Genomic DNA, 17934 nt, shown 5'->3' with positions numbered 1-17934 from the left:
TTTGTTATTTTAACTTTTTTTCTTTGAATTTCTCTCATCATTTCTCTCTTTCATCTGCAAAACAAATCCACGCACTAAAAATATCATAAAAAGCACAAAAGCAGAAAGTATTGCAAAGTCTAATATCTTCATTTCTCTATCCAAATTTGAGGCTCATTGTGATAAAGCACTACTTTAACCGCTTCAAATTTAGCCTCTTTTGCATCTTCCATCTTGCCCTTGGAGCTATAAATCCTAATATCGCCATAGTTGGTATATAGTCTACCCCTTTTAATCTCTCCACTCACACTTCTTATAACGTCTCCCGCTCTAGCCTCTTTTATACGCTCCTCGCCTAGCATTTGAAGCTTAGGATCCATAAGCTTATCATATATCTTTGAGACATAGAGAGATTTTACCTCAAGCATACCCTTATATTCGCCTACATCATTTATAACCACATCCATTACACTGCCGACTAGATCGTCGTTTTTTGGCTCATATACGTAAATTCCACGCCCGTCTTTAGCTATCACAAAACCTTTTTTATCCTTATAAACCACCGTCACTCCGCTTATAACAAAAGGTGTATTTTTAGGATTTTTAAATATATCGTCTATATTCTTTTCTTGAATTTTGGCCTTAGCAGCGGTGCTTATTTTAAATTTCAAAGGAAAGTGATCCGAATAAACATTTTTGCCCTGTTTATAGACTTCAAAACTTCCATTTACATAGCTTATTCCACCGCCATTAACCATCCGCTTTGAAACAACTACATGATCAATAGGTCTTAAATTTATATGAGAATACCTCTTATCGCTTGGCATAAACTGCCAAAGATCAACCATATTTCTACTTATCAAAATATCATTTAGCAGTGATTCTTTACCGTAAGGTGTATTAAAATCCCCCAGTAATATTACATTTTCGTCGTTTTGTATAGCGCTTTTTAAAGACCTAAAAGCGCTCTCTCTACTCTTTAGGCTATTTCTTTGAGCCGGCATATGATTTACAAATAGACTAAACTCATGTCCATCAAGCTCAAATTTAACTTTTACAATATCTCTTGTCTTTACATTTGGAACTTTAAAAATTTTAGTCTCAACAGGCCTTATTTTAGATATCAATCCAAGTCCGATAGGAGATCTTTTGTCCTTTGAAAAGGCAAAATATTTATATCCCGAAGCTCTCATAAGCTCTTTTAAAATTTCCTCGTTTTCTATCTCTTGAAGCGCGATTATGTCGGCATTAAGCTCTTTGATTATATTTTTTATATTATTAAATTTAACACTGGCGGCCTTTTCGCTCCACTGCGATTTTCCTATCACAAAGTCTTGATACTCAGTGCCGTTATTTTTAGCATCGAATAGATTTTCAACATTAAAAGTAGCTATGCTAAGTTCAGCTGCGATTGCCAAGATAAAGCTAAAACATAGCAAAATTATTTTTCTCATCAATCCTCTTTAAAACTCAAATTTATCAATATTTTGCCTAATTGCCTCATACGCGATTATGCCTACGCTAGTGGCCAAATTTAGGCTTCTACCCTGCTTTCCCATCGGTATAGTAATGGCATTGGCGAAATTTTTTTGCATAAGCTGCATCGGAAGCCCGGTACTCTCGCCTCCAAAAAACAAAAAATCTCCAGACTGGAATTTAACATCAAAGTAAAATTTTTTAGACTTTGTAGTAGCGTAAAAAAATCTATCCTCAAATTTTGCATTCTCTTCCAAAAATTGATCTAAATTTTCCCAAATTTTAGGATTTAAAATCTTCCAATAATCAAGCCCTGCACGCCTTACTGCCTTCTCGCTTAAATCAAAAACGGTAGGCTTAATAATATGCAAAGTTAAATTAGCATTTACGCACATTCTGCCTATAGAGCCTGTATTTTGGGGAATTTGAGGGCTAAGCAGAACTATATTAAACATTAAAAGACAACTACTCTGTTTTTATACACAAACAACCTGTCCTCAAGAGCCAGATCAAGTGCTGCCGCAAGAACGCTTTTTTCACAGTTTCTACCGGCTTTTTGCATCTGCTGCCAACTCATCTCATGATTTACGTTTATTACATCTTGAGAGATAATCGGCCCTTCATCCAAATCATCATTTACAAAGTGAGCCGTTGCTCCTATGATTTTTACTCCGCGCTCATAGGCTTGTTTATATGGATTAGCTCCGATAAATGCAGGTAAAAACGAGTGGTGTATATTTATAATCTTTTTTGGATAGTGTTTTACAAAATTTGGCGATAGAATTCTCATGTATTTTGCAAGCACTGCGTAATCAAATTTATACTGACTCATTGCTTCAAGCACTCTTTTTTCATGCTCTTGTCTCTCGATGTCATCAGAATTGACGTAGTGAAAAGGGATATTAAATTTTTCAACCAGCTCTCTTAAAATTTCACGATTTGCAATAACCGCTAAGATATTGGCATTTAACTCTCCGCTGTGATGCTTTATTAATAGATCTCCAAGACAATGCGCCTCTTTAGTGGCTAAAATAATAATATCTTTTTTGGCAGCCTCCACACACTCTATAATCGCACCTTTTGGCAAGAAAGCTTCAAGTGTGCCTATAAATTCGGCTGTATTTATATTACCTACAAGCGAGGCTCGCATAAAAAACCTATTATTATCTTCATCTACAAATTCATTATTTGTCTCGATATTTAGATGATATTTAAATACCACATCACAAATTCTATAAATGAGTCCTTTCTCATCCTGGCACTCAATTTTAAGAATATATTTTTTCATTTTCATTGCCTTTTGTCTTTTAAAAAGCTCTTATTTTAGCCAATTTGGACTTTTATAACAATTAAAATTTATTTTTCAAAAACTCATCTATGGCTAAATTTTGTCGCCTTAAAATTTCAGCCCCTATAGCCTCATTTTTAAAGCCCGCTCTTAATATCTCATCGATATTTATAAGTGGCTCAAACTTGCTATCGTATATTCCAAATTTTTTAGCTCTTCTTACAAGGCTTGCTGAATTTAACCCAAGCCAATCTCTTAAAGGCATCTTAATTGCGATACGTAAAAGATCTTTATCACTCACTCTTCCTTTAAAAAATGGTTCCCTAAAAACAGAGATAAAGCTATTTGGTAAATTTAGATCCTTCACCACTCTATCTTGTAACCCAAATTCTCTAAGCAGATATAAAAACTCTTTTTGATCTTTTTTAAATTTTCTAACGCTTGTAAGTTTTTTTTGAAACTTAATCAGCTGATTTTTATTTAAATTTAAGCCAAACAACTCTTTAAAAAGTCCAAGCCTATAAAGGTATTTAGCTCCTGTACTTTGAAATTTGGCATTAAAAAGTTTTAGCATTTCACCGCTTATTCTGTCTTTACTTAGATCTTTTAAGCTTATTGTTTTCATCAATTTTAGTGTTTTTTGTGAAATTTTAAAATCAAATCTGGCACTAAACTGAATTCCGCGTAAAACCCTTAATGAGTCTTCGCAAAACTTCTCGTCATCAATATGTCTTAAAACACCTTTTTTGATATCATCTAATCCGCTCCAAAAATCAAGTATTTTATCATCAAAGATATTGATCATGATAGAATTTACGGTAAAATCACGCCTCATAGAGGCACTCTTTTCATCGTTGCAATAACTTACATCAAAGGCTTTATGTCCTTCTCCGACTTTATTTTCGATACGAGGCAAGCTAAGATCAAAGCCGTTTAATTTATAAACAAAATAGCTCTTACCAACTCCACTTGCTCCATATTGACTCATTAATTCATCAAATTTAGCAGGATGGATATCATAAATTTCTATATCAAAATCGGTTATTTTTCTTCCAAGAAAGATATCGCGAACCGAGCCGCCCACGATATAAGCACGTTTAGTATAGGGTCGTAGTAAATTTCTTACCCAGTTTAGCTCATTTAGTTTTGAGATTATCAAGCCTGTTTTCAACATTGGCAAGTACAAATTCTAAAAATTTCAAAGTAAGCTCTAATCTATCCTCTAAATTTTCTCTACTTACGGCATTTAACCCTTCAAAAAGTACCAAGATTCGCTCTTTTAAATTTTTTAAAAATATCTCTTCGCCGTTTATATTAAATTTTTCTGCTTCCGGCTCATCTTTAATCTGCTCATTTTTAGTTGTATGATGTTCGATAGAGCTTATCTCTTTAAGTTCTGCCGCAACCTCATCTATGGCCATTTTTGCAATATCTTCTAATTTCATAATCTTATCAGCCACCTTTTAAATTCTATTATCTCTTCATCGCTTTTCATATTTATAAAGAAATCACGCATCTGCTCGTTTAAATTAGGATCTCGTTTTCTAAGTCCGCTAAGCCTTCTAATCGCACTTACAGCATCTTTGTTGCCGGGCTCATTCTTTAATATATTTCTATAGACTAAAAGAGCATCGTCTTGAAGCCCTTGCGCCTCATAAATCAAAGCTTCCGTGATAGTATTTTTCACTGTTTTCCTATAAATTTAGCTATTATTCCGCCCATCTCGCTTGTGGTGCATATCTCTTTAGCGCCAAAATCAGCGATATCCTTTGTCCTATAACCCTCAGCTAAAGCCATTTTAACTGCATTTTCTATACTATTTGCGGCCTCTTTTTCGCCCAAAGAGTATCTTAAAAGCATAGCGGCACTTAAAATAGTAGCGATAGGATTAGCAATTCCTTGTCCCGCAATATCCGGAGCTGAACCATGAATAGGCTCGTAAATTCCAACCTTACCCCCTATGCTAGCGCTTGGAAGAAGTCCTATAGACCCGCATACCATACTAGCCTCGTCGCTTAAAATATCTCCGAATAAATTTTCAGTCAAAATAACGTCAAATTGGCGCGGATTTCTTACAATCTGCATCGCTGCATTATCTACATACATAAAATCAACTTTTACTTCAGGATAGTTTTGAGCTACTTCATTTACAACTTCGCGCCATAGCTGACTCGTCTCAAGTACATTTGCCTTATCAACTAAACAAACCTGTTTTTTACGTAGCATTGCACTATCAAAAGCAACCTTTGCTATACGCTCAATCTCAAATTTGGAATATGCCATAGTATTAAATGCGCTATCGTCTTTTTTTTCTCTAGGTTGGCCAAAATATATGCCGCCTGTTAACTCACGAACAACTATAAAATCAACGTCTTGAAGAACTTGCGGCTTTAACGTGCTAGCGTCTACAAGCTCATCAAATATCATTGCCGGACGTAAATTCGCATAGGCTCCAAGCTCTTTGCGTAGTTTAAGCAAGCCACTTTCAGGACGCTTATCTCTAGGAAGATTATCCCATTTTGGACCGCCTATTGCCCCAAAGAGCACTGCATCGCTTGAAAGGGCTCCATTTAAAGTCTCACTCGGCAGAGGCTCGCCAAATACATCTATAGCAGCCCCACCCATAAGGTAAAAATTGTAATTTAACTCAAATCCATGTTTTACACTTGACGCATCCAAAACTTTAATAGCCTCATCAACTATTTCAGAGCCTATTCCGTCGCCTTTTATTACCGCTATATTATAAATTTTTGCCATTTTATATCCTCGTTTTTGCATATTCTATTAATCCGCCACTTTTTAAAAGCTCTTGCATAAATGGTGGAATCGGGCTAAATTTATACTCTTTTTTTGTAGTTAAATTTAAGATAACGCCATTATCAACATCTATCTTAAGCTCATCACCCTCATTTATCTCATCTGTTTCATTTATCTCTAGGATTAAAAGACCCGTATTAAAGCTATTTCTATAAAAAATTCTTGCATAAGATTTAGCTATAACAGCACCTACTCCAGCCGCTTTAAGCGCTATAGGAGCATGTTCTCTAGAGCTTCCGCAACCAAAATTTTCACCAGCTACTATGATATCGCCTTTTAAGATTTTAGTGCTAAAAGCAGGGTCAGCATCTTCCATTATATGTTTTGCCAACTCATTTTCATCGGATGTGTTTAAATACCTTGCGGCAATAATTATGTCAGTGTCGATATTATCGCCAAATTTCCAAACTTTATTCATATGATATCCTATTTAAATTTTACGGATTCTAGCAAAATAAAGCTAAATAATTTATCAAATAAATTTTTAAAAGAGTATGCTTTAGAAATATGAGAATATTAAAATTTAGGCTAAAACTAGCCTAAATTTATCTTTTTAAAGAGCATCTGCCAAGAAGCGAGCAAGCCGGACAAAAACCTGTAATTCCGACTATAATAGGTATCAATCCTATTAAAGCCCAATAACTCTTAAAGAAAAACCAGATGCCGGTCATTAACAAAACGCCCAAAACAATTCTAATAATTCTATTTTTTTTACTTAACATTTTATTCCTTTCAAAGACCAAAAGCATATCACTTTCGGTAAATTTAATATCGAGATTATATCAAAAAATAGATATTTAGAATTGCAACAAAGTTACACTTTAAGTATTTTTAAAAGCAATTACGCCTCTTTTTTGAACTATCTCGCCTTCTCTTTCCATCTCTTTTAGTACTCTTGATACGGCTTCTCTAGCACTTCCTATATGATTTGCAAGTTGTTCGTGAGTAATTTTTATATTTGAATTCTTGGCATTTTGACTTAAAAAATTTCTAATACGCTCAACCAGAGGAGAAAACAAAGCCTGCTCCATCACATTTATAACACTTGCGAATCTAGTTGACACAAGACTTAAGGTATAGTTCATTACATCTGGATATTTATCTCTTAAAATTTTATAAGTATCTACAGGAATTAAGATGATATCAGTATCCTCATAGGCCTGTAAATTTATCTCTATTTCAAAAGAATCTTTAACACAAGATGAGCACAATATACAACATTCATTTTCATTTAGGCTAAAAACGGTTATCTCTTTAAAATTACTTGATGCTATATATGCCCTTAGATTTCCGTTTTTTAGCATTATAAAGCCTTTGCATCCATCTTTAGTATATATAATTTCATCTTTTCTAAAGGTTTTTACTATACTTCTTTGAAATATAATCTTTTTGTCATCTTCACAAAATTCAAACTGAGAAAGAAAATTATCATCTAAAAATTTACTATCTTCTTCATTTAGCATATCTTCTCCTTTTTCAGAGTGTAATGTCGTATTGTATATAAAAATATTAAAAAAATTCTTATTTAAGTATTTTTTAAAAACCAAAAACATTAAATATCGTGATATTGTCACTGATAAATAGGCCTATTTAAAGATAATATTGCAAAAAAATTAAAGGAATTTTATGGATCAAGCAGCTATAACAAAAAATCAAATTTCTAAAATATCTAATTTTCCAATTATGCTATATGCCATTATTATGGGACTTGGAGGACTTACGTTAGCATACGAAAAACTAAATTTAGTAGTTCAGATATCTGATTTTTTATTTGAAATTTTACGCTTAACCACAAGTCTTATCTTTGTCATTATCACAATAATTTATAGTATTAAAATAATAAAATATAAAGAAGAGGTAAAGGCTGAAATAAATCATCCTATTAAGATAAATTTCTTTGCCGCATTTGCAATATCATTATTTTTATTAGCCGCTTTATGGCGTGATATTGGCACTTTACACTATATTTTATTCTACATAGCGCTTATATTTCAAACATTTTTTACATTTTATGTGATAGCCTTTTGGATAAACAAAAATATGCTCATCAACCACTCAAACCCGGCTTGGTTTATACCTATAGTAGGAAATTTAATAGTTGTGATAGCAAGCGAGAGTAAAAGCGAATTTTTATGGTATTACTTCTCCATAGGAGTATTTTTCTGGATAGTCTTATTTACTATTATATTTTACAGAATTATCTTTCATGATCAGTTAGCTCAGAAATTTATGCCTACTTTATTTATATTTATCGCCCCTCCAGCTGTGGCATTTTTAGGCTATATGAAGCTAACCGGGAGCTTTGATACGTTTGCGCATATACTTTTAAATTTGACACTATTCTTTGTGGGACTTATATTTTTTATGTATAAAAATTTTATGAAGCTTAAATTTTTCCTATCATGGTGGGCATTTACCTTTCCTACAGCGGCTGCCAGTATAGCGTTTATAAGGGCTTATGAACTTAACAAGGGCGATATTTTCTTATGCTTTGGGATTTTAGCCTTTATATTCTTGTTATTTTTTATAGGAGTAGTTAGCTATTTCACGGTCAAAGCAATCAAAAATAATGAAATTTGCGTAGCTGAATAAATCAGCCTACAATCATCCAAATTCCGATGCTGCACATTAGCAAAGCTGTAAAAATTTCTAAAATTCTAAGATGATTTAAGAGCAGTCTTTTTAGGACTGCTCCACCAAGAGCATATATACTAAGAGATATAAATTCTATAACCAAAAGCAATGCGATAATCATATAGATTCCGCTTCCAAAGGGATCTTGCCTATCGATAAACGGTGGTAAAATGGCGGCAAAAAATATCCAAGCTTTAGGATTTGATATACTAATAATCATTCCATGTATAAACAAAGAAATCTTACCCATCTCTCCATTATATCGATGTAAAGCCAGCTTGCCTCTACTAAAAAACAGCATTATGCCAAGATATATGATATAAATAGCACCGCAAATTTTTATAATTATAAATATAAATTCATACTTCATCATAAGAGTAGCAGCACCTAAAATACACAAGAAAGCAACAATACCAACAGATAATAGCTGACCCAAAATCATGGGTAGCGCCCTAAAGTAACCTATGCTAATACCTATGCTTAAAGCCAAAGTCATATTAATTCCGGGCATAAAGCTGATAGGAAAAAATGTGGCTATAAACAAAAGATAGTTCACAAAGAGCCTTGTGGTTTAAAAATTAGTAAAATTTTAAAAGAAAGTGGATAAATTTAAGATAAAAATTTAAAAAAGGCGACAAATTAAATTTGCCACCTTTTTTAAATTTTAATGAGTATAGAAGAACTCTTGAATTTTTGCTTTATCGTTTGTTTGGGTAAGAGCTAGCATTAGCAATACTCTAGCTTTTTGAGCGTTTAGGTTATCACTTGCTAAAAAGCCGTATTTGCCGTCATCAACTTCTCCGTTTAAAGTAGTCTCACCACTTCCTACACGTGAATCACGAACTACAACCACACCTTTTTTAACACCCTCGCCAAGAACTTCAAGAACGGTAGGGAATGGATTTCCGTTACCCATACCAGCGCTGATTATACCTTTTGCTCCATTTTTGATAGAAATGTTAGCAAAGTCAGGATTGTCGTTTGAATGGCTATAGATGATATCTACTCTAGGAAGCTCTTTGATTTTTGTGATATCAAAAGCTGAATTTACAGTATGTTTGCGAACCGGATTCATATAGTATTTTACATTGCCATAAAATACTGTTCCTATTTTACCTGCATTTGGAGATTTAAATGTCTCAACACCTGTAGTATTTGTCTTAGTAACTTCGCGAGCTGCGTGAATTTCATCATTCATAGTTACCACTACGCCTTTACCTGCTGTTTCTTTATTGATAGCAACATTTACAGCATTAAAGATATTAAGAGGACCGTCTGCACTAAGTGAACTACTACTTCTCATAGCACCAACCATTACGATAGGTTTGTCGCTTTTTACGACTAAATTTAAGAAGTATGCAGTCTCTTCCATAGTATCAGTTCCGTGAGTGATAACCACGCCGTCAGCTTTGCCGCTAGTTAGAAGCTCGTTTACTCTATTGGCAAGCTTAAACCAAACCTCATTATTCATCTCTTGTGAGCCGATGTTTGAAATTTGCTCGCCTTTGATCGTTGCGATCTTGTTTATTTCAGGTACTGCGGCGATTAGCTTATCAACCGTAACCGTTCCTGAAGTATAGCTCGTATCAAGAGCACCCGAACCGCTTCCGGCTATCGTTCCGCCGGTTGCCAGTATATAAATCGTAGGCTTTGCTAAAGCCATCGTAGCACTAAAAATCATCACGATAAACACCTTTAACGAAAAACGCATATTAAATCTCCTTTGAAGTTTAAGTTTCAAACCGACAAGATCTTGTATTTTGAAATTTCAGCTTGAATTATACACTTTAAACTATATAAAGTCAATTAATATTATTTTTTTATTATTTTTTAATTTTTCTACTAAATTCTCAAAAGAAACATATAAATAGCCGTTGAAAAAACTATGCTTAAAAGCGCATTTTTAAATTTAAGATGAATTAATATAGCGCAAACAGCAGAAACGATCTCGCGTCCACCAAAAGGAAATTCTTTAAAATCGGTATCCTTAAGGGCGTAAAAGACCAAAATAACCATTATAAAAAGCCCCATATGTCGCTCAACGCTTAAAAGCCACTTGTTTGGCTTGTCTTTTTTAAATATCCAAAACGGCGCAACTCTGGTTAAAAACGTTGCAACCGTAGCGGTTAGCACAACTAAAGACATAACAAGCGGGCTTGAGTTTAAATTTATGCCTGAAGTTAAGATATCGCTCATTTGACCCTATCTGCTACGACAATAACCGTAAATCCAATAAAAAGCGATAACAAAAGCATATATGACGACGGGAAAAATGCGGTTGCAAACACTCCCAGTCCAAGCGAAAAGAAAAGAAGCTTGTAGTTTTTATCATCCTTAAACATCTCGATAGCAAGCACGATAAAAAGCGAAGTTAAACAAAATTCAATCCCGCTATAATCAATCCTAATGCTCTTACCAACTAAAATTCCAAGCAGAGTGCCGATGGCCCAGTAAAACTGAGTGAGAAAATTTATAAGCGTGTAGGCTCTATCCTTTTCATCTTGAGAATTTGTCTTAAGCGTCTTAAATATCGCAAAGCTCTCATCGGTCAAGGCAAAGATGTTGTAGTATTTAAATTTAAGCCCTTTAAAGTCCTTTAAAAGAGCAAGCGAATAAAAAGTGTGACGCAAATTTATGACATAACTTGCGATAAAAATTTCAACCAAGCCCGTGCCTGCACTTAGCATGGATAGCAAAGCAAACTGCCCCGCCCCTGCATACACGATCACGCTTAAAGCCATGGTCATAAGCGGAGCTATGCCGATATTTTCAGCAAGCAGTCCAAATGCTATACCAAGCGGGATGAAGCCCAGCATAACGGGTATGGTGATCTTAAAAATAGTATAAAAGCTCAATATCCGCCCTGTAATTTTAAAAATTTAAGGCGAATATTACTCAAATTTGGCTTAATTATTAAATTTTATAGTCCGCTTGAGCTCTCGCCAAAATATATCGCATCAAACACCCAAATTCCAAGGATAAGCACGATTATGGGGATAAGATATATCATGGATTATCTCTTAAGATTGTTTACGATTTGAAGCATATCATCGCTTGTGGTTATCGCCTTTGAATTTGCCTCATACGCGCGCTGTCCTGTGATAAGATCGGTCATCTCTTCAACTAACTGGACGTTACTCATCTCGACAAATCCTTGCCTTACCGTTCCAAATCCATCAATCCCACCGATTCCGGTTACCACATCACCGCTTGAACCTGTAGGCAGATAGTTATTGTCTCCTAGCGCATGAAGCCCGCTTGGATTTATGAAATTTGCAAGCTCAATTTGACCTATCTGCACCATTTCCGTGTTTCCGGACTGAAGCACAGATACGGTGCCATCAACCCCTACAGAAATTTGAGTTGCATTTGCAGGAACACTCATCTGAGGAAGAAGAATATATCCGTCGGAATTTACTATAGTTCCCTCACTATCAAGCTTAAAAGCCCCGTTTCTTGTATAGGCCGTAGTGCCGTCTGGAAGCTGCACTTGAAAAAAACCATTGCCAGCTATTACCATATCTAAGTTGTTGCCAGTCTCTTTAAAATATCCTTGAGAGAAAATTTTAGTTATCGCAGTAGGGCGCACTCCAAGACCGACCTCTATACCAGTTGGACTCTTTGTAGTAGTGCTTGAAGCCGTACCAGCATACTCCATCACTTGATACATAAGATCGGCAAATTCAGCTCTGTTTTTTTTATAACCCATTGTATTTACGTTTGAGATATTGTGTGAAGTTACGTCTATTTGGGTCTGCTGCGCTATCATACCGGTTGCAGCTGAGTAAATTGACCTCATCATAGTCTTAAATTTCCTTTCTTAATTTTCTTATAATTTATAATATGACTAAAATAGCAAAATACGTTCCAAAAACCATAAATAAACTAAGCCTTAATATTAGCCAGTTTACTGATGGCATCTTGATTAAGATCGTCCATATGGCTTCTCATCACTTTTTGATACATATCAACTAATCGGTTTGTCTCTATAAGTCCCACCATCTCGGTTACGGCATTTACATTTGAAATTTGAGTGTAACCTTGAGCGACAGCATCCACATCATCGCCAAGATCCCTTAGCTCCTTTAAATCAGGCAAAACGTATAGATTATCGCCCTCTTTTGTGAGGTTTCTCATCTCTTTTGGCTGAGCTAGATAAAATCTTGCGATCTGCTCGTCATTTGCGTAGATATTTCCGTTTTTATCGACACTTAGTCTCTCGTCTTGCGGAATCTGTATCCCGTTTGCCCCGCCTTCAAAATAATTGCTCGGAAGCACTCTAAAGCCCTCTTTTGTCACTAAAAAGCCCTCGTTATCAAGGCTAAAAGCTCCATTTTTAGTAAGTCTTACTTCTCCTGTTTTAGTTTCAACCAAGAAAAACAGATCCTCGCGCTTTATAGCAAAGTCAAGCGTATTGCCCGTAAATTTGATGCCGCTATTACTAAAATCAACATACTGCTCTGAAATTTGAGGCACCCTATCGATAGTTCGGTTTAAAAATTTAGCAGCCTGCTTTGTGTGATTTTCAAGCGGTAAAACATCTCTAAACTCTTGAAAAATTCTCTCAAAATCCCCAACAACTACATCATCACGCTTAAAGCCGATTGTGTTTATGTTCGCAAGATTGTTTGAGATGACATCAAGGCGGTTAAACTGCGTAACCATCGCACCCGTTGCTTGATAATATCCGTTTTGCATTATAAATTTTCCTAAAATTTGATATTTGAAATAAGATAAAGCAAGATACGTTCCAGATTACCTTTCAGACATATTTAAATAAATCTGAGTATAATAAGTCCCTTTTAGTAAAAAATAGCGGCAAAGGAATCCACTGATGAGCGCAAAAAAAGAGATGTTGTCACTTATAGAAGAACTGTTTCAAGAAAACGCCAAAGGCTATGTAACTTACGAAAAACTTATCAAATTTTTTGAAAAAGCACCCACTGGTGCAATAGCAAAAAAAATAGAAGCCTTAGCCAAGACCCACAAAATTAAACTCATAACTGCAGCAGAAATCGCCAAACTAAAAAATATCGAAGATGCTAAAAAACGCCGCGAAGAGAGAGAGAGGCTTCAAGACGAAAGCTTAGAGGACGAATTTGATCTGGCAAGCGAAAATGATCTACTTGAATGGTCACGCTCTGATAGTCCTGTCAGGATGTATCTGCGCGAAATGGGTCAAATTTCACTTCTTACAAAAGATGAAGAGGTGGAAATAAGCAAAAAGATCGAGCTTGGCGAGGATATCATCATAGATGCATTTTGCTCGGTGCCTTATCTGATTGATTTCATACTTGATTATAAAGAGCCTCTTATAAACCGCGAAAGAAGGGTCAAGGAGCTATTTAAGAGCTTTGATGATGAGGATAACGGCGAAAGCGAAGAGGAAGAGGAATTTGAAGAAGAGACGGAATTTGAAGAAGAGACGTCAAAAAAACCTTCCAAAAAAGAGGATAAAAGAGCCGAAAAGGTCATAGAGAGCTTCAAAGCCCTTGAAAAAGCCAAAAAAGACTGGATGAAAATGGCAAACAAGCAAAACGACGTTGAGCAAGAAGATGAGCTTTTGGCTAAATTAACGCTAGCCTTTAAAAAGAAAATTTTAAAAGATAAGCTAATGGATCTTGGTCCTACAAGCAAACTTATAAGCGAAATCGTAAAGTCGATGGAAACGGCTCTAAAGAGTGATGATGAGTTTGACAGAGAGCTTAAAAGGCTTGAGTATAAACTGCCTATGTTTAGCGACGAACTTAAGAAAAATCACAAAAGCATCCTAAAAGATATCATAAAGCTTAGTAAGGAAGATATCATCGCGCGAGTGCCTGAAGCTACGATGGTTTCAACTTATGTAGAGATCAAAAAGCTATTTCAAACAAAAGAGGCAAGCAAGCAAGGATTTGACCTTGATCCTGTGCAATTAAAAGAAATTTTAGAGCAGATCAAACGCGGTAAGAAAATTTCAGACGAGGCGAAAACCAGAATGGCTAAGTCAAACCTGCGTCTTGTCGTAAGCATCGCTAAGCGCTACACAAATCGCGGTTTGCCGTTCTTAGACCTCATCCAAGAGGGAAATATCGGTCTTATGAAAGCGGTTGATAAATTTGAGTATAAAAAAGGCTATAAATTTTCAACCTACGCCACATGGTGGATACGCCAAGCCATAAGCCGCGCGATAGCCGATCAGGCGCGCACTATACGCATACCTATCCACATGATCGAGACGATAAACAGGATAAATAAAATCAACCGCAAATACCTCCAAGAAGAAGGAAAAGAACCTGATGTAAGCATCATCGCTAAAGAGGTTGGTTTAAGTGTGGATAAAGTTAAACAAGTTATTAAGATAACAAAAGAGCCTATCAGCCTTGAAGCGCCTATCGGTAACGAAGAAGACGGTAAATTTGGCGACTTTGTCGAGGATAGAAGCTCGCTAAGTCCGATGGATCATATCCTTAAAAACGACCTTAAAGAGCAGATCGACGAAGTTCTTGATCAGCTAAACGAGCGCGAAAAAGCAGTTATCAGAATGAGATTTGGCTTGCTTGAAGACGAAAGCGATCGCACACTTGAAGAGATCGGCAAGGAGCTAAACGTCACTCGTGAGCGCGTCCGCCAGATAGAAAGCTCGGCAATCAAAAAACTAAAACATCCAAAAGTCGGAAGAAAACTTAAAAACTACATCGAGGGCTAGTTTATACTAGCCTCTCAGGCTCTGCATTTATACGAATTTACACATCAAAATTCACCGCTCAGATATCAATAAATTTAAAATTCCGCTCGGATACATACAAATTTCATTCTTATACTTTTAACCTAAAATTTTTTCTAAATTTCAGTTTTTATATCAAATTTACTCATTATGATTTATAATATATAGTTTTATATTTTTAGTTTTAAGACCTTAAATTTAAAGCTTTACAAAATATATTATAATAATTTCAAGGAGAGAGCATGAGTAAATTTTCAACTCTTATATTAAGTCTTGCGCTTTGCGCTTCATCTTTATTTGCAGATCGCATCATCACAGATCAACTGGGCAGAGATGTAACCCCCCGACGAAGTTAATCGCATAATCGTGCTTCAGCACCAAAGCCTAAACGTGCTTAATCAAATAAACGCCATGGATAAAGTCGTGGGCGTGCTTGAAACTTGGGAAAAAACGCTTGGCAAAAACTACGCTCGCCTTGCTCCAAGCCTTAAGGATATGCCGACCCCTGGCGATCTAAAGGTCATAAACTACGAATCAGTTCTTAAGCTAAAACCCGATGTCGTTATCGTAACTAACTACATCCCAAGCGAATATATCGCAAAAATGCAGGAGCTTAAGATACCAGTTGTTGGCATCAGCTTTTCAAAAAGAGAGGATAAAGAAAAAGATAAGCTAAATCCTACGCTTGAAGACGAAGCCAAAGCTTACACAGAGGGCTACTATGAAGGCGTTGAGATACTTGGCAAAGTGGCAAACCGCGAAAAAGAAGCGGCCGAGCTCATTAAATTTGTAAAAGATCAGCAAGCCTTCTTAAAAAGCAAAATGGACAATCTAAAGATAGACAAAAAAGTTAGAATTTACATGGCAAATCCCGATCTTACCACCTACGGAAGCGGCAAATACACGGGAGTGCTGTTTGCAAGAGCGGACGGAGAAAACGTGGCTGCAAAAGATATCAAAGGATACAAGCAAATTTCAGCCGAAAATTTAATCGCTTACAACCCCGACATGATATTTGTCCAAGAGCGCTATCCGCAAGTTCCAAGCGAACTTAAGTCAAACCCTCAGCTTGCAAACGTAGCGGCTATCAAGATGGATAAAATTTACATGATGCCTGAATTTGCCAAGGCTTGGGGCTATCCTACGGCAGAAGCCATGGCGCTTGGCGAGGAGTGGCTGGCTATAAGGCTATATCCTGAGCATTTTAAAGGTGTGGATTTTGATAAGAAAGTTGAGGAGTTTTATCAAAAATTCTACCGCACATCATACTCTAAATGATGCTTCCGGCCCTCATAATCATCTGGGTTATAACCTGCCTCGTCTCGCTTGGGATGGGGCAGTATCACATCGATTTTAGCGAAGTTTTAAGCATTTTAATTGGCAGTAGCGATAACGAAACGGCTAAAAGCGTCATTTGGGGCATTAGAGTGCCTAGAATTTTGCTTTCAAGCCTTTGCGGCGGAGTTTTGGCGCTTGCCGGACTTAGCTTGCAAGCCGTTTTTAAAAACCCGCTCGTAGGTCCTCATATCGTAGGAGTTAGCACCGCAGCGGCATTTGGCGGAGCACTTTGTATACTCATAGGATTTGGCTCGTTTTACATCGTAGGCTTTGCCTTTTTCTTTGGAATTTTAGCTCTTTTGGCGCTATTTTTCCTAGCTAAATTTGTCTCTAAAGCCGATATCTTCTCACTCATCCTAGCAGGTATCGTCATAAACGGCGTATTTGCCGCACTTACAAGCTTGGTGCAGTATCTTGCCGATAACGAAGAGGTATTGCCAAACATCATCTACTGGCTGCTTGGAAGCTTCGTAAGCGCAAACTACGATAAACTCACGCTTTTAGCCGTCATCAGCCTGCCTTGCGCGGCGCTTTTGATCATGCTTAGATATAGGTTTAACCTGCTTAGCTTAAACGACGATGACCTTAAAGTTTTAGGCGTAAACATCACGCTTCTTCGCTCATTTATACTGATCCTTTGCACTCTTCTTATTGGTGTGCAAGTAAGCGTAAGCGGAAACATCGGCTGGATCGGGCTTGTCGTGCCTCACATCGCAAGGCTCATATGCGGAAGCGACCACACTCGCTCAATGCCCGCTTGCTTCATCATAGGCGCGATATTTATGCTGTTTGTGGATGATTTAGCCAGAAGCATAAGCAGCGCGGAAGTGCCTCTTAGCATACTTTCAGCACTAATCGGAAGCCCCGTTTTTGCGATACTCTTAAAAAGGAGCGCGTCAAATGCAAAATCTGCTTGAGATAAAAGATGCGGGATTTTACTACGAGGAGCAAAAATTTCTCTTTCGCAGGCTAAATTTTGCCCTTGCCAAAGGCGAAACACTAGCGATACTTGGACTAAACGGGCAAGGTAAAAGCACGCTTATGTTTTGCATGATGGGAGTTTTAAAGCTCAAAGAGGGCGAGATAAAAACGCAGGCTAAATTCGCCTTTTTACCGCAAAATTTTAGCGTTGCGTTTGACTATAGCGTGCTTGATATAGTTTTGATGGGTCGGATTCGTGAAATTTCGCTTTTTTCAAAGCCGAGCAAAGAGGATATCAAAATTTGCGAAGACGCACTTTGTAGCTTAGAAATTTCGCATCTTAAAAACAAGAGCTTCAACTCCCTTTCAGGCGGACAAAAGCAGCTTGTCTTGCTTGCTAGAGCGATTGCCGGCAGAAGCGAAGTGATGTTTTTAGATGAGCCTGCAAGCGCGCTTGATCTAAAAAACCAAGATAGGGTTTTAACACTGATTCGTAATCTAAAAGAGCAAAGCAATGCAAGCATCGTCTTTACCACTCATCAGCCAAATCACGCTCTAGCCGTAGCCGATAGCACTCTCATCCTTAAAAACGACCTTAGCTATGTCTTTGGCAAAAGCAGTGAGGTGCTAAATAAAGAGAATTTAGGCTCGCTTTATGATGTGGATATAAGAGGAGTTAAATTTGATATAGGCAGCAAGCAAATACCAAGCATAACGCAAATTTTTACTACTCAGATATAAAATAATTTAATAAGTATTTAAAGTATGTTTATAT

General features: G+C 36.5%; 21 protein-coding genes and 1 pseudogene. 5 read left to right on the top strand and 17 right to left on the bottom strand.

Translation table 11 applies throughout. From position 1 onward, the window contains the following. Positions 1-9: 9 nt before the first annotated feature. From CDOMF_RS04245 to CDOMF_RS04195, 11 genes and pseudogenes are all read right to left on the bottom strand, one after another. Entirely contained in the window at positions 10-132 is a 123-nt protein-coding gene (locus tag CDOMF_RS04245; RefSeq protein ID WP_257792998.1) for a hypothetical protein, read from the bottom strand. Beyond that, positions 129-1433, bottom strand: a complete 1305-nt coding sequence (locus CDOMF_RS04240; RefSeq protein WP_260952611.1) for an endonuclease/exonuclease/phosphatase family protein — start codon at positions 1431-1433, stop codon at positions 129-131. Before CDOMF_RS04240 ends, CDOMF_RS04245 begins: the two co-directional genes overlap by 4 nt. A gap of 9 nt (positions 1434-1442) precedes the next feature. Then, positions 1443-1910, bottom strand: a complete 468-nt coding sequence (locus tag CDOMF_RS04235) for a tRNA (cytidine(34)-2'-O)-methyltransferase (protein WP_170018392.1) — start codon at positions 1908-1910, stop codon at positions 1443-1445. After that, positions 1910-2743 carry a formyltetrahydrofolate deformylase gene (purU, locus tag CDOMF_RS04230; protein ID WP_172128738.1) on the bottom strand — a complete coding sequence of 278 codons (834 nt, stop codon included), beginning with the start codon at positions 2741-2743 and terminating at the stop codon, positions 1910-1912. Before purU ends, CDOMF_RS04235 begins: the two co-directional genes overlap by 1 nt. Before the next feature lie 61 nt (positions 2744-2804). Next, a complete protein-coding gene (locus CDOMF_RS04225) occupies positions 2805-3917 on the bottom strand; it encodes a CCA tRNA nucleotidyltransferase (RefSeq protein WP_260952610.1) in 1113 nt (370 codons plus the stop codon). Further along, positions 3880-4047, bottom strand: a pseudogene (locus CDOMF_RS10845) (CiaD-like domain-containing protein); the annotation flags it as partial. The gene CDOMF_RS04225 and the pseudogene CDOMF_RS10845, both read right to left, overlap by 38 nt. Before the next feature lie 137 nt (positions 4048-4184). After that, the gene (locus CDOMF_RS04215) at positions 4185-4430 is read right to left on the bottom strand and encodes a hypothetical protein (RefSeq protein WP_169974993.1); all 246 of its coding nucleotides are present in this window, start codon (positions 4428-4430) and stop codon (positions 4185-4187) included. Then, complete coding sequence (gene leuB / locus CDOMF_RS04210; RefSeq protein ID WP_260952608.1) at positions 4427-5500, bottom strand: 3-isopropylmalate dehydrogenase; 1074 nt, start codon at positions 5498-5500, stop codon at positions 4427-4429. The genes CDOMF_RS04215 and leuB overlap by 4 nt, the downstream gene beginning before the upstream one ends. A gap of 1 nt (position 5501) precedes the next feature. Then, positions 5502-5978 (bottom strand): 3-isopropylmalate dehydratase small subunit, encoded by a 477-nt coding sequence (locus tag CDOMF_RS04205; protein ID WP_260952607.1) that lies wholly within the window; start codon positions 5976-5978, stop codon positions 5502-5504. Positions 5979-6105: 127 nt separating this feature from the next. Beyond that, positions 6106-6282: a YgaP family membrane protein gene (locus CDOMF_RS04200; protein ID WP_260952606.1), complete on the bottom strand. Its 177-nt coding sequence runs from the start codon at positions 6280-6282 to the stop codon at positions 6106-6108. Between the two features lie 99 nt (positions 6283-6381). Further along, positions 6382-7023 (bottom strand): Crp/Fnr family transcriptional regulator, encoded by a 642-nt coding sequence (locus CDOMF_RS04195; RefSeq protein WP_260952605.1) that lies wholly within the window; start codon positions 7021-7023, stop codon positions 6382-6384. 163 nt (positions 7024-7186) lie between these two features. On the opposite strand from CDOMF_RS04195, the gene CDOMF_RS04190 reads away from it, so the two are divergent. Further along, entirely contained in the window at positions 7187-8152 is a 966-nt protein-coding gene (locus tag CDOMF_RS04190) for an SLAC1 anion channel family protein (protein WP_260952604.1), read from the top strand. A gap of 1 nt (position 8153) precedes the next feature. On the opposite strand, the gene CDOMF_RS04185 is transcribed toward CDOMF_RS04190, so the two are convergent. The 6 genes from CDOMF_RS04185 to CDOMF_RS04160 all read right to left on the bottom strand — a co-directional run bounded on the left by CDOMF_RS04185 (position 8154) and on the right by CDOMF_RS04160 (position 12892). Continuing rightward, a complete protein-coding gene (locus tag CDOMF_RS04185) occupies positions 8154-8750 on the bottom strand; it encodes a LysE family translocator (RefSeq protein ID WP_260952602.1) in 597 nt (198 codons plus the stop codon). A gap of 108 nt (positions 8751-8858) precedes the next feature. Further along, positions 8859-9905 (bottom strand): type II asparaginase, encoded by a 1047-nt coding sequence (locus CDOMF_RS04180; RefSeq protein WP_260952601.1) that lies wholly within the window; start codon positions 9903-9905, stop codon positions 8859-8861. A gap of 131 nt (positions 9906-10036) precedes the next feature. Further along, positions 10037-10339, bottom strand: coding sequence for a branched-chain amino acid transporter permease (locus CDOMF_RS04175; RefSeq protein ID WP_260953131.1), 303 nt, complete (start codon positions 10337-10339; stop codon positions 10037-10039). A gap of 47 nt (positions 10340-10386) precedes the next feature. Then, the gene (locus CDOMF_RS04170) at positions 10387-11049 is read right to left on the bottom strand and encodes an AzlC family ABC transporter permease (RefSeq protein WP_260952600.1); all 663 of its coding nucleotides are present in this window, start codon (positions 11047-11049) and stop codon (positions 10387-10389) included. 158 nt (positions 11050-11207) lie between these two features. Next, positions 11208-11996 carry a flagellar basal-body rod protein FlgG gene (gene flgG / locus CDOMF_RS04165; RefSeq protein WP_170018405.1) on the bottom strand — a complete coding sequence of 263 codons (789 nt, stop codon included), beginning with the start codon at positions 11994-11996 and terminating at the stop codon, positions 11208-11210. Between the two features lie 83 nt (positions 11997-12079). Beyond that, a complete protein-coding gene (locus CDOMF_RS04160) occupies positions 12080-12892 on the bottom strand; it encodes a flagellar hook-basal body protein (RefSeq protein ID WP_260952598.1) in 813 nt (270 codons plus the stop codon). Positions 12893-13046: 154 nt separating this feature from the next. On the opposite strand from CDOMF_RS04160, the gene rpoD reads away from it, so the two are divergent. From rpoD to CDOMF_RS04140, 4 genes are all read left to right on the top strand, one after another. Continuing rightward, entirely contained in the window at positions 13047-14882 is a 1836-nt protein-coding gene (gene rpoD, locus CDOMF_RS04155) for an RNA polymerase sigma factor RpoD (RefSeq protein ID WP_442863529.1), read from the top strand. 408 nt (positions 14883-15290) lie between these two features. Continuing rightward, entirely contained in the window at positions 15291-16178 is an 888-nt protein-coding gene (locus tag CDOMF_RS04150) for an ABC transporter substrate-binding protein (protein ID WP_260952596.1), read from the top strand. Beyond that, positions 16175-17155: a FecCD family ABC transporter permease gene (locus CDOMF_RS04145; protein WP_260952595.1), complete on the top strand. Its 981-nt coding sequence runs from the start codon at positions 16175-16177 to the stop codon at positions 17153-17155. Before CDOMF_RS04150 ends, CDOMF_RS04145 begins: the two co-directional genes overlap by 4 nt. Next, a complete protein-coding gene (locus CDOMF_RS04140) occupies positions 17139-17900 on the top strand; it encodes an ABC transporter ATP-binding protein (RefSeq protein WP_260952594.1) in 762 nt (253 codons plus the stop codon). The genes CDOMF_RS04145 and CDOMF_RS04140 overlap by 17 nt, the downstream gene beginning before the upstream one ends. Positions 17901-17934 lie beyond the last annotated feature (34 nt).

The organism is Campylobacter sp. RM16187 (assembly GCF_025319965.1).
In the GTDB taxonomy this organism is placed as follows: Bacteria; Campylobacterota; Campylobacteria; order Campylobacterales; family Campylobacteraceae; genus Campylobacter_A.
Note: the sequence above shows the minus strand (reverse complement) of the source record. Positions and strands in the feature narration are given on the sequence as shown.

Excerpts from the sequence above, each read along its gene's own strand:
- CDOMF_RS04245 (WP_257792998.1), bottom strand. The coding sequence starts at position 132 with ATGAAGATATTAGACTTTGCAATACTTTCTGCTTTTGTGCTTTTTATG.
- CDOMF_RS04240 (WP_260952611.1), bottom strand. The coding sequence starts at position 1,433 with ATGAGAAAAATAATTTTGCTATGTTTTAGCTTTATCTTGGCAATCGCA.
- CDOMF_RS04235 (WP_170018392.1), bottom strand. The coding sequence starts at position 1,910 with ATGTTTAATATAGTTCTGCTTAGCCCTCAAATTCCCCAAAATACAGGC.
- purU (WP_172128738.1), bottom strand. The coding sequence starts at position 2,743 with ATGAAAAAATATATTCTTAAAATTGAGTGCCAGGATGAGAAAGGACTC.
- CDOMF_RS04225 (WP_260952610.1), bottom strand. The coding sequence starts at position 3,917 with ATGTTGAAAACAGGCTTGATAATCTCAAAACTAAATGAGCTAAACTGG.
- leuB (WP_260952608.1), bottom strand. The coding sequence starts at position 5,500 with ATGGCAAAAATTTATAATATAGCGGTAATAAAAGGCGACGGAATAGGC.
- CDOMF_RS04205 (WP_260952607.1), bottom strand. The coding sequence starts at position 5,978 with ATGAATAAAGTTTGGAAATTTGGCGATAATATCGACACTGACATAATT.
- CDOMF_RS04200 (WP_260952606.1), bottom strand. The coding sequence starts at position 6,282 with ATGTTAAGTAAAAAAAATAGAATTATTAGAATTGTTTTGGGCGTTTTG.
- CDOMF_RS04195 (WP_260952605.1), bottom strand. The coding sequence starts at position 7,023 with ATGCTAAATGAAGAAGATAGTAAATTTTTAGATGATAATTTTCTTTCT.
- CDOMF_RS04190 (WP_260952604.1), top strand. The coding sequence starts at position 7,187 with ATGGATCAAGCAGCTATAACAAAAAATCAAATTTCTAAAATATCTAAT.
- CDOMF_RS04180 (WP_260952601.1), bottom strand. The coding sequence starts at position 9,905 with ATGCGTTTTTCGTTAAAGGTGTTTATCGTGATGATTTTTAGTGCTACG.
- CDOMF_RS04175 (WP_260953131.1), bottom strand. The coding sequence starts at position 10,339 with ATGTCTTTAGTTGTGCTAACCGCTACGGTTGCAACGTTTTTAACCAGA.
- flgG (WP_170018405.1), bottom strand. The coding sequence starts at position 11,996 with ATGATGAGGTCAATTTACTCAGCTGCAACCGGTATGATAGCGCAGCAG.
- CDOMF_RS04160 (WP_260952598.1), bottom strand. The coding sequence starts at position 12,892 with ATGCAAAACGGATATTATCAAGCAACGGGTGCGATGGTTACGCAGTTT.
- rpoD (WP_442863529.1), top strand. The coding sequence starts at position 13,047 with ATGTTGTCACTTATAGAAGAACTGTTTCAAGAAAACGCCAAAGGCTAT.
- CDOMF_RS04145 (WP_260952595.1), top strand. The coding sequence starts at position 16,175 with ATGATGCTTCCGGCCCTCATAATCATCTGGGTTATAACCTGCCTCGTC.
- CDOMF_RS04140 (WP_260952594.1), top strand. The coding sequence starts at position 17,139 with ATGCAAAATCTGCTTGAGATAAAAGATGCGGGATTTTACTACGAGGAG.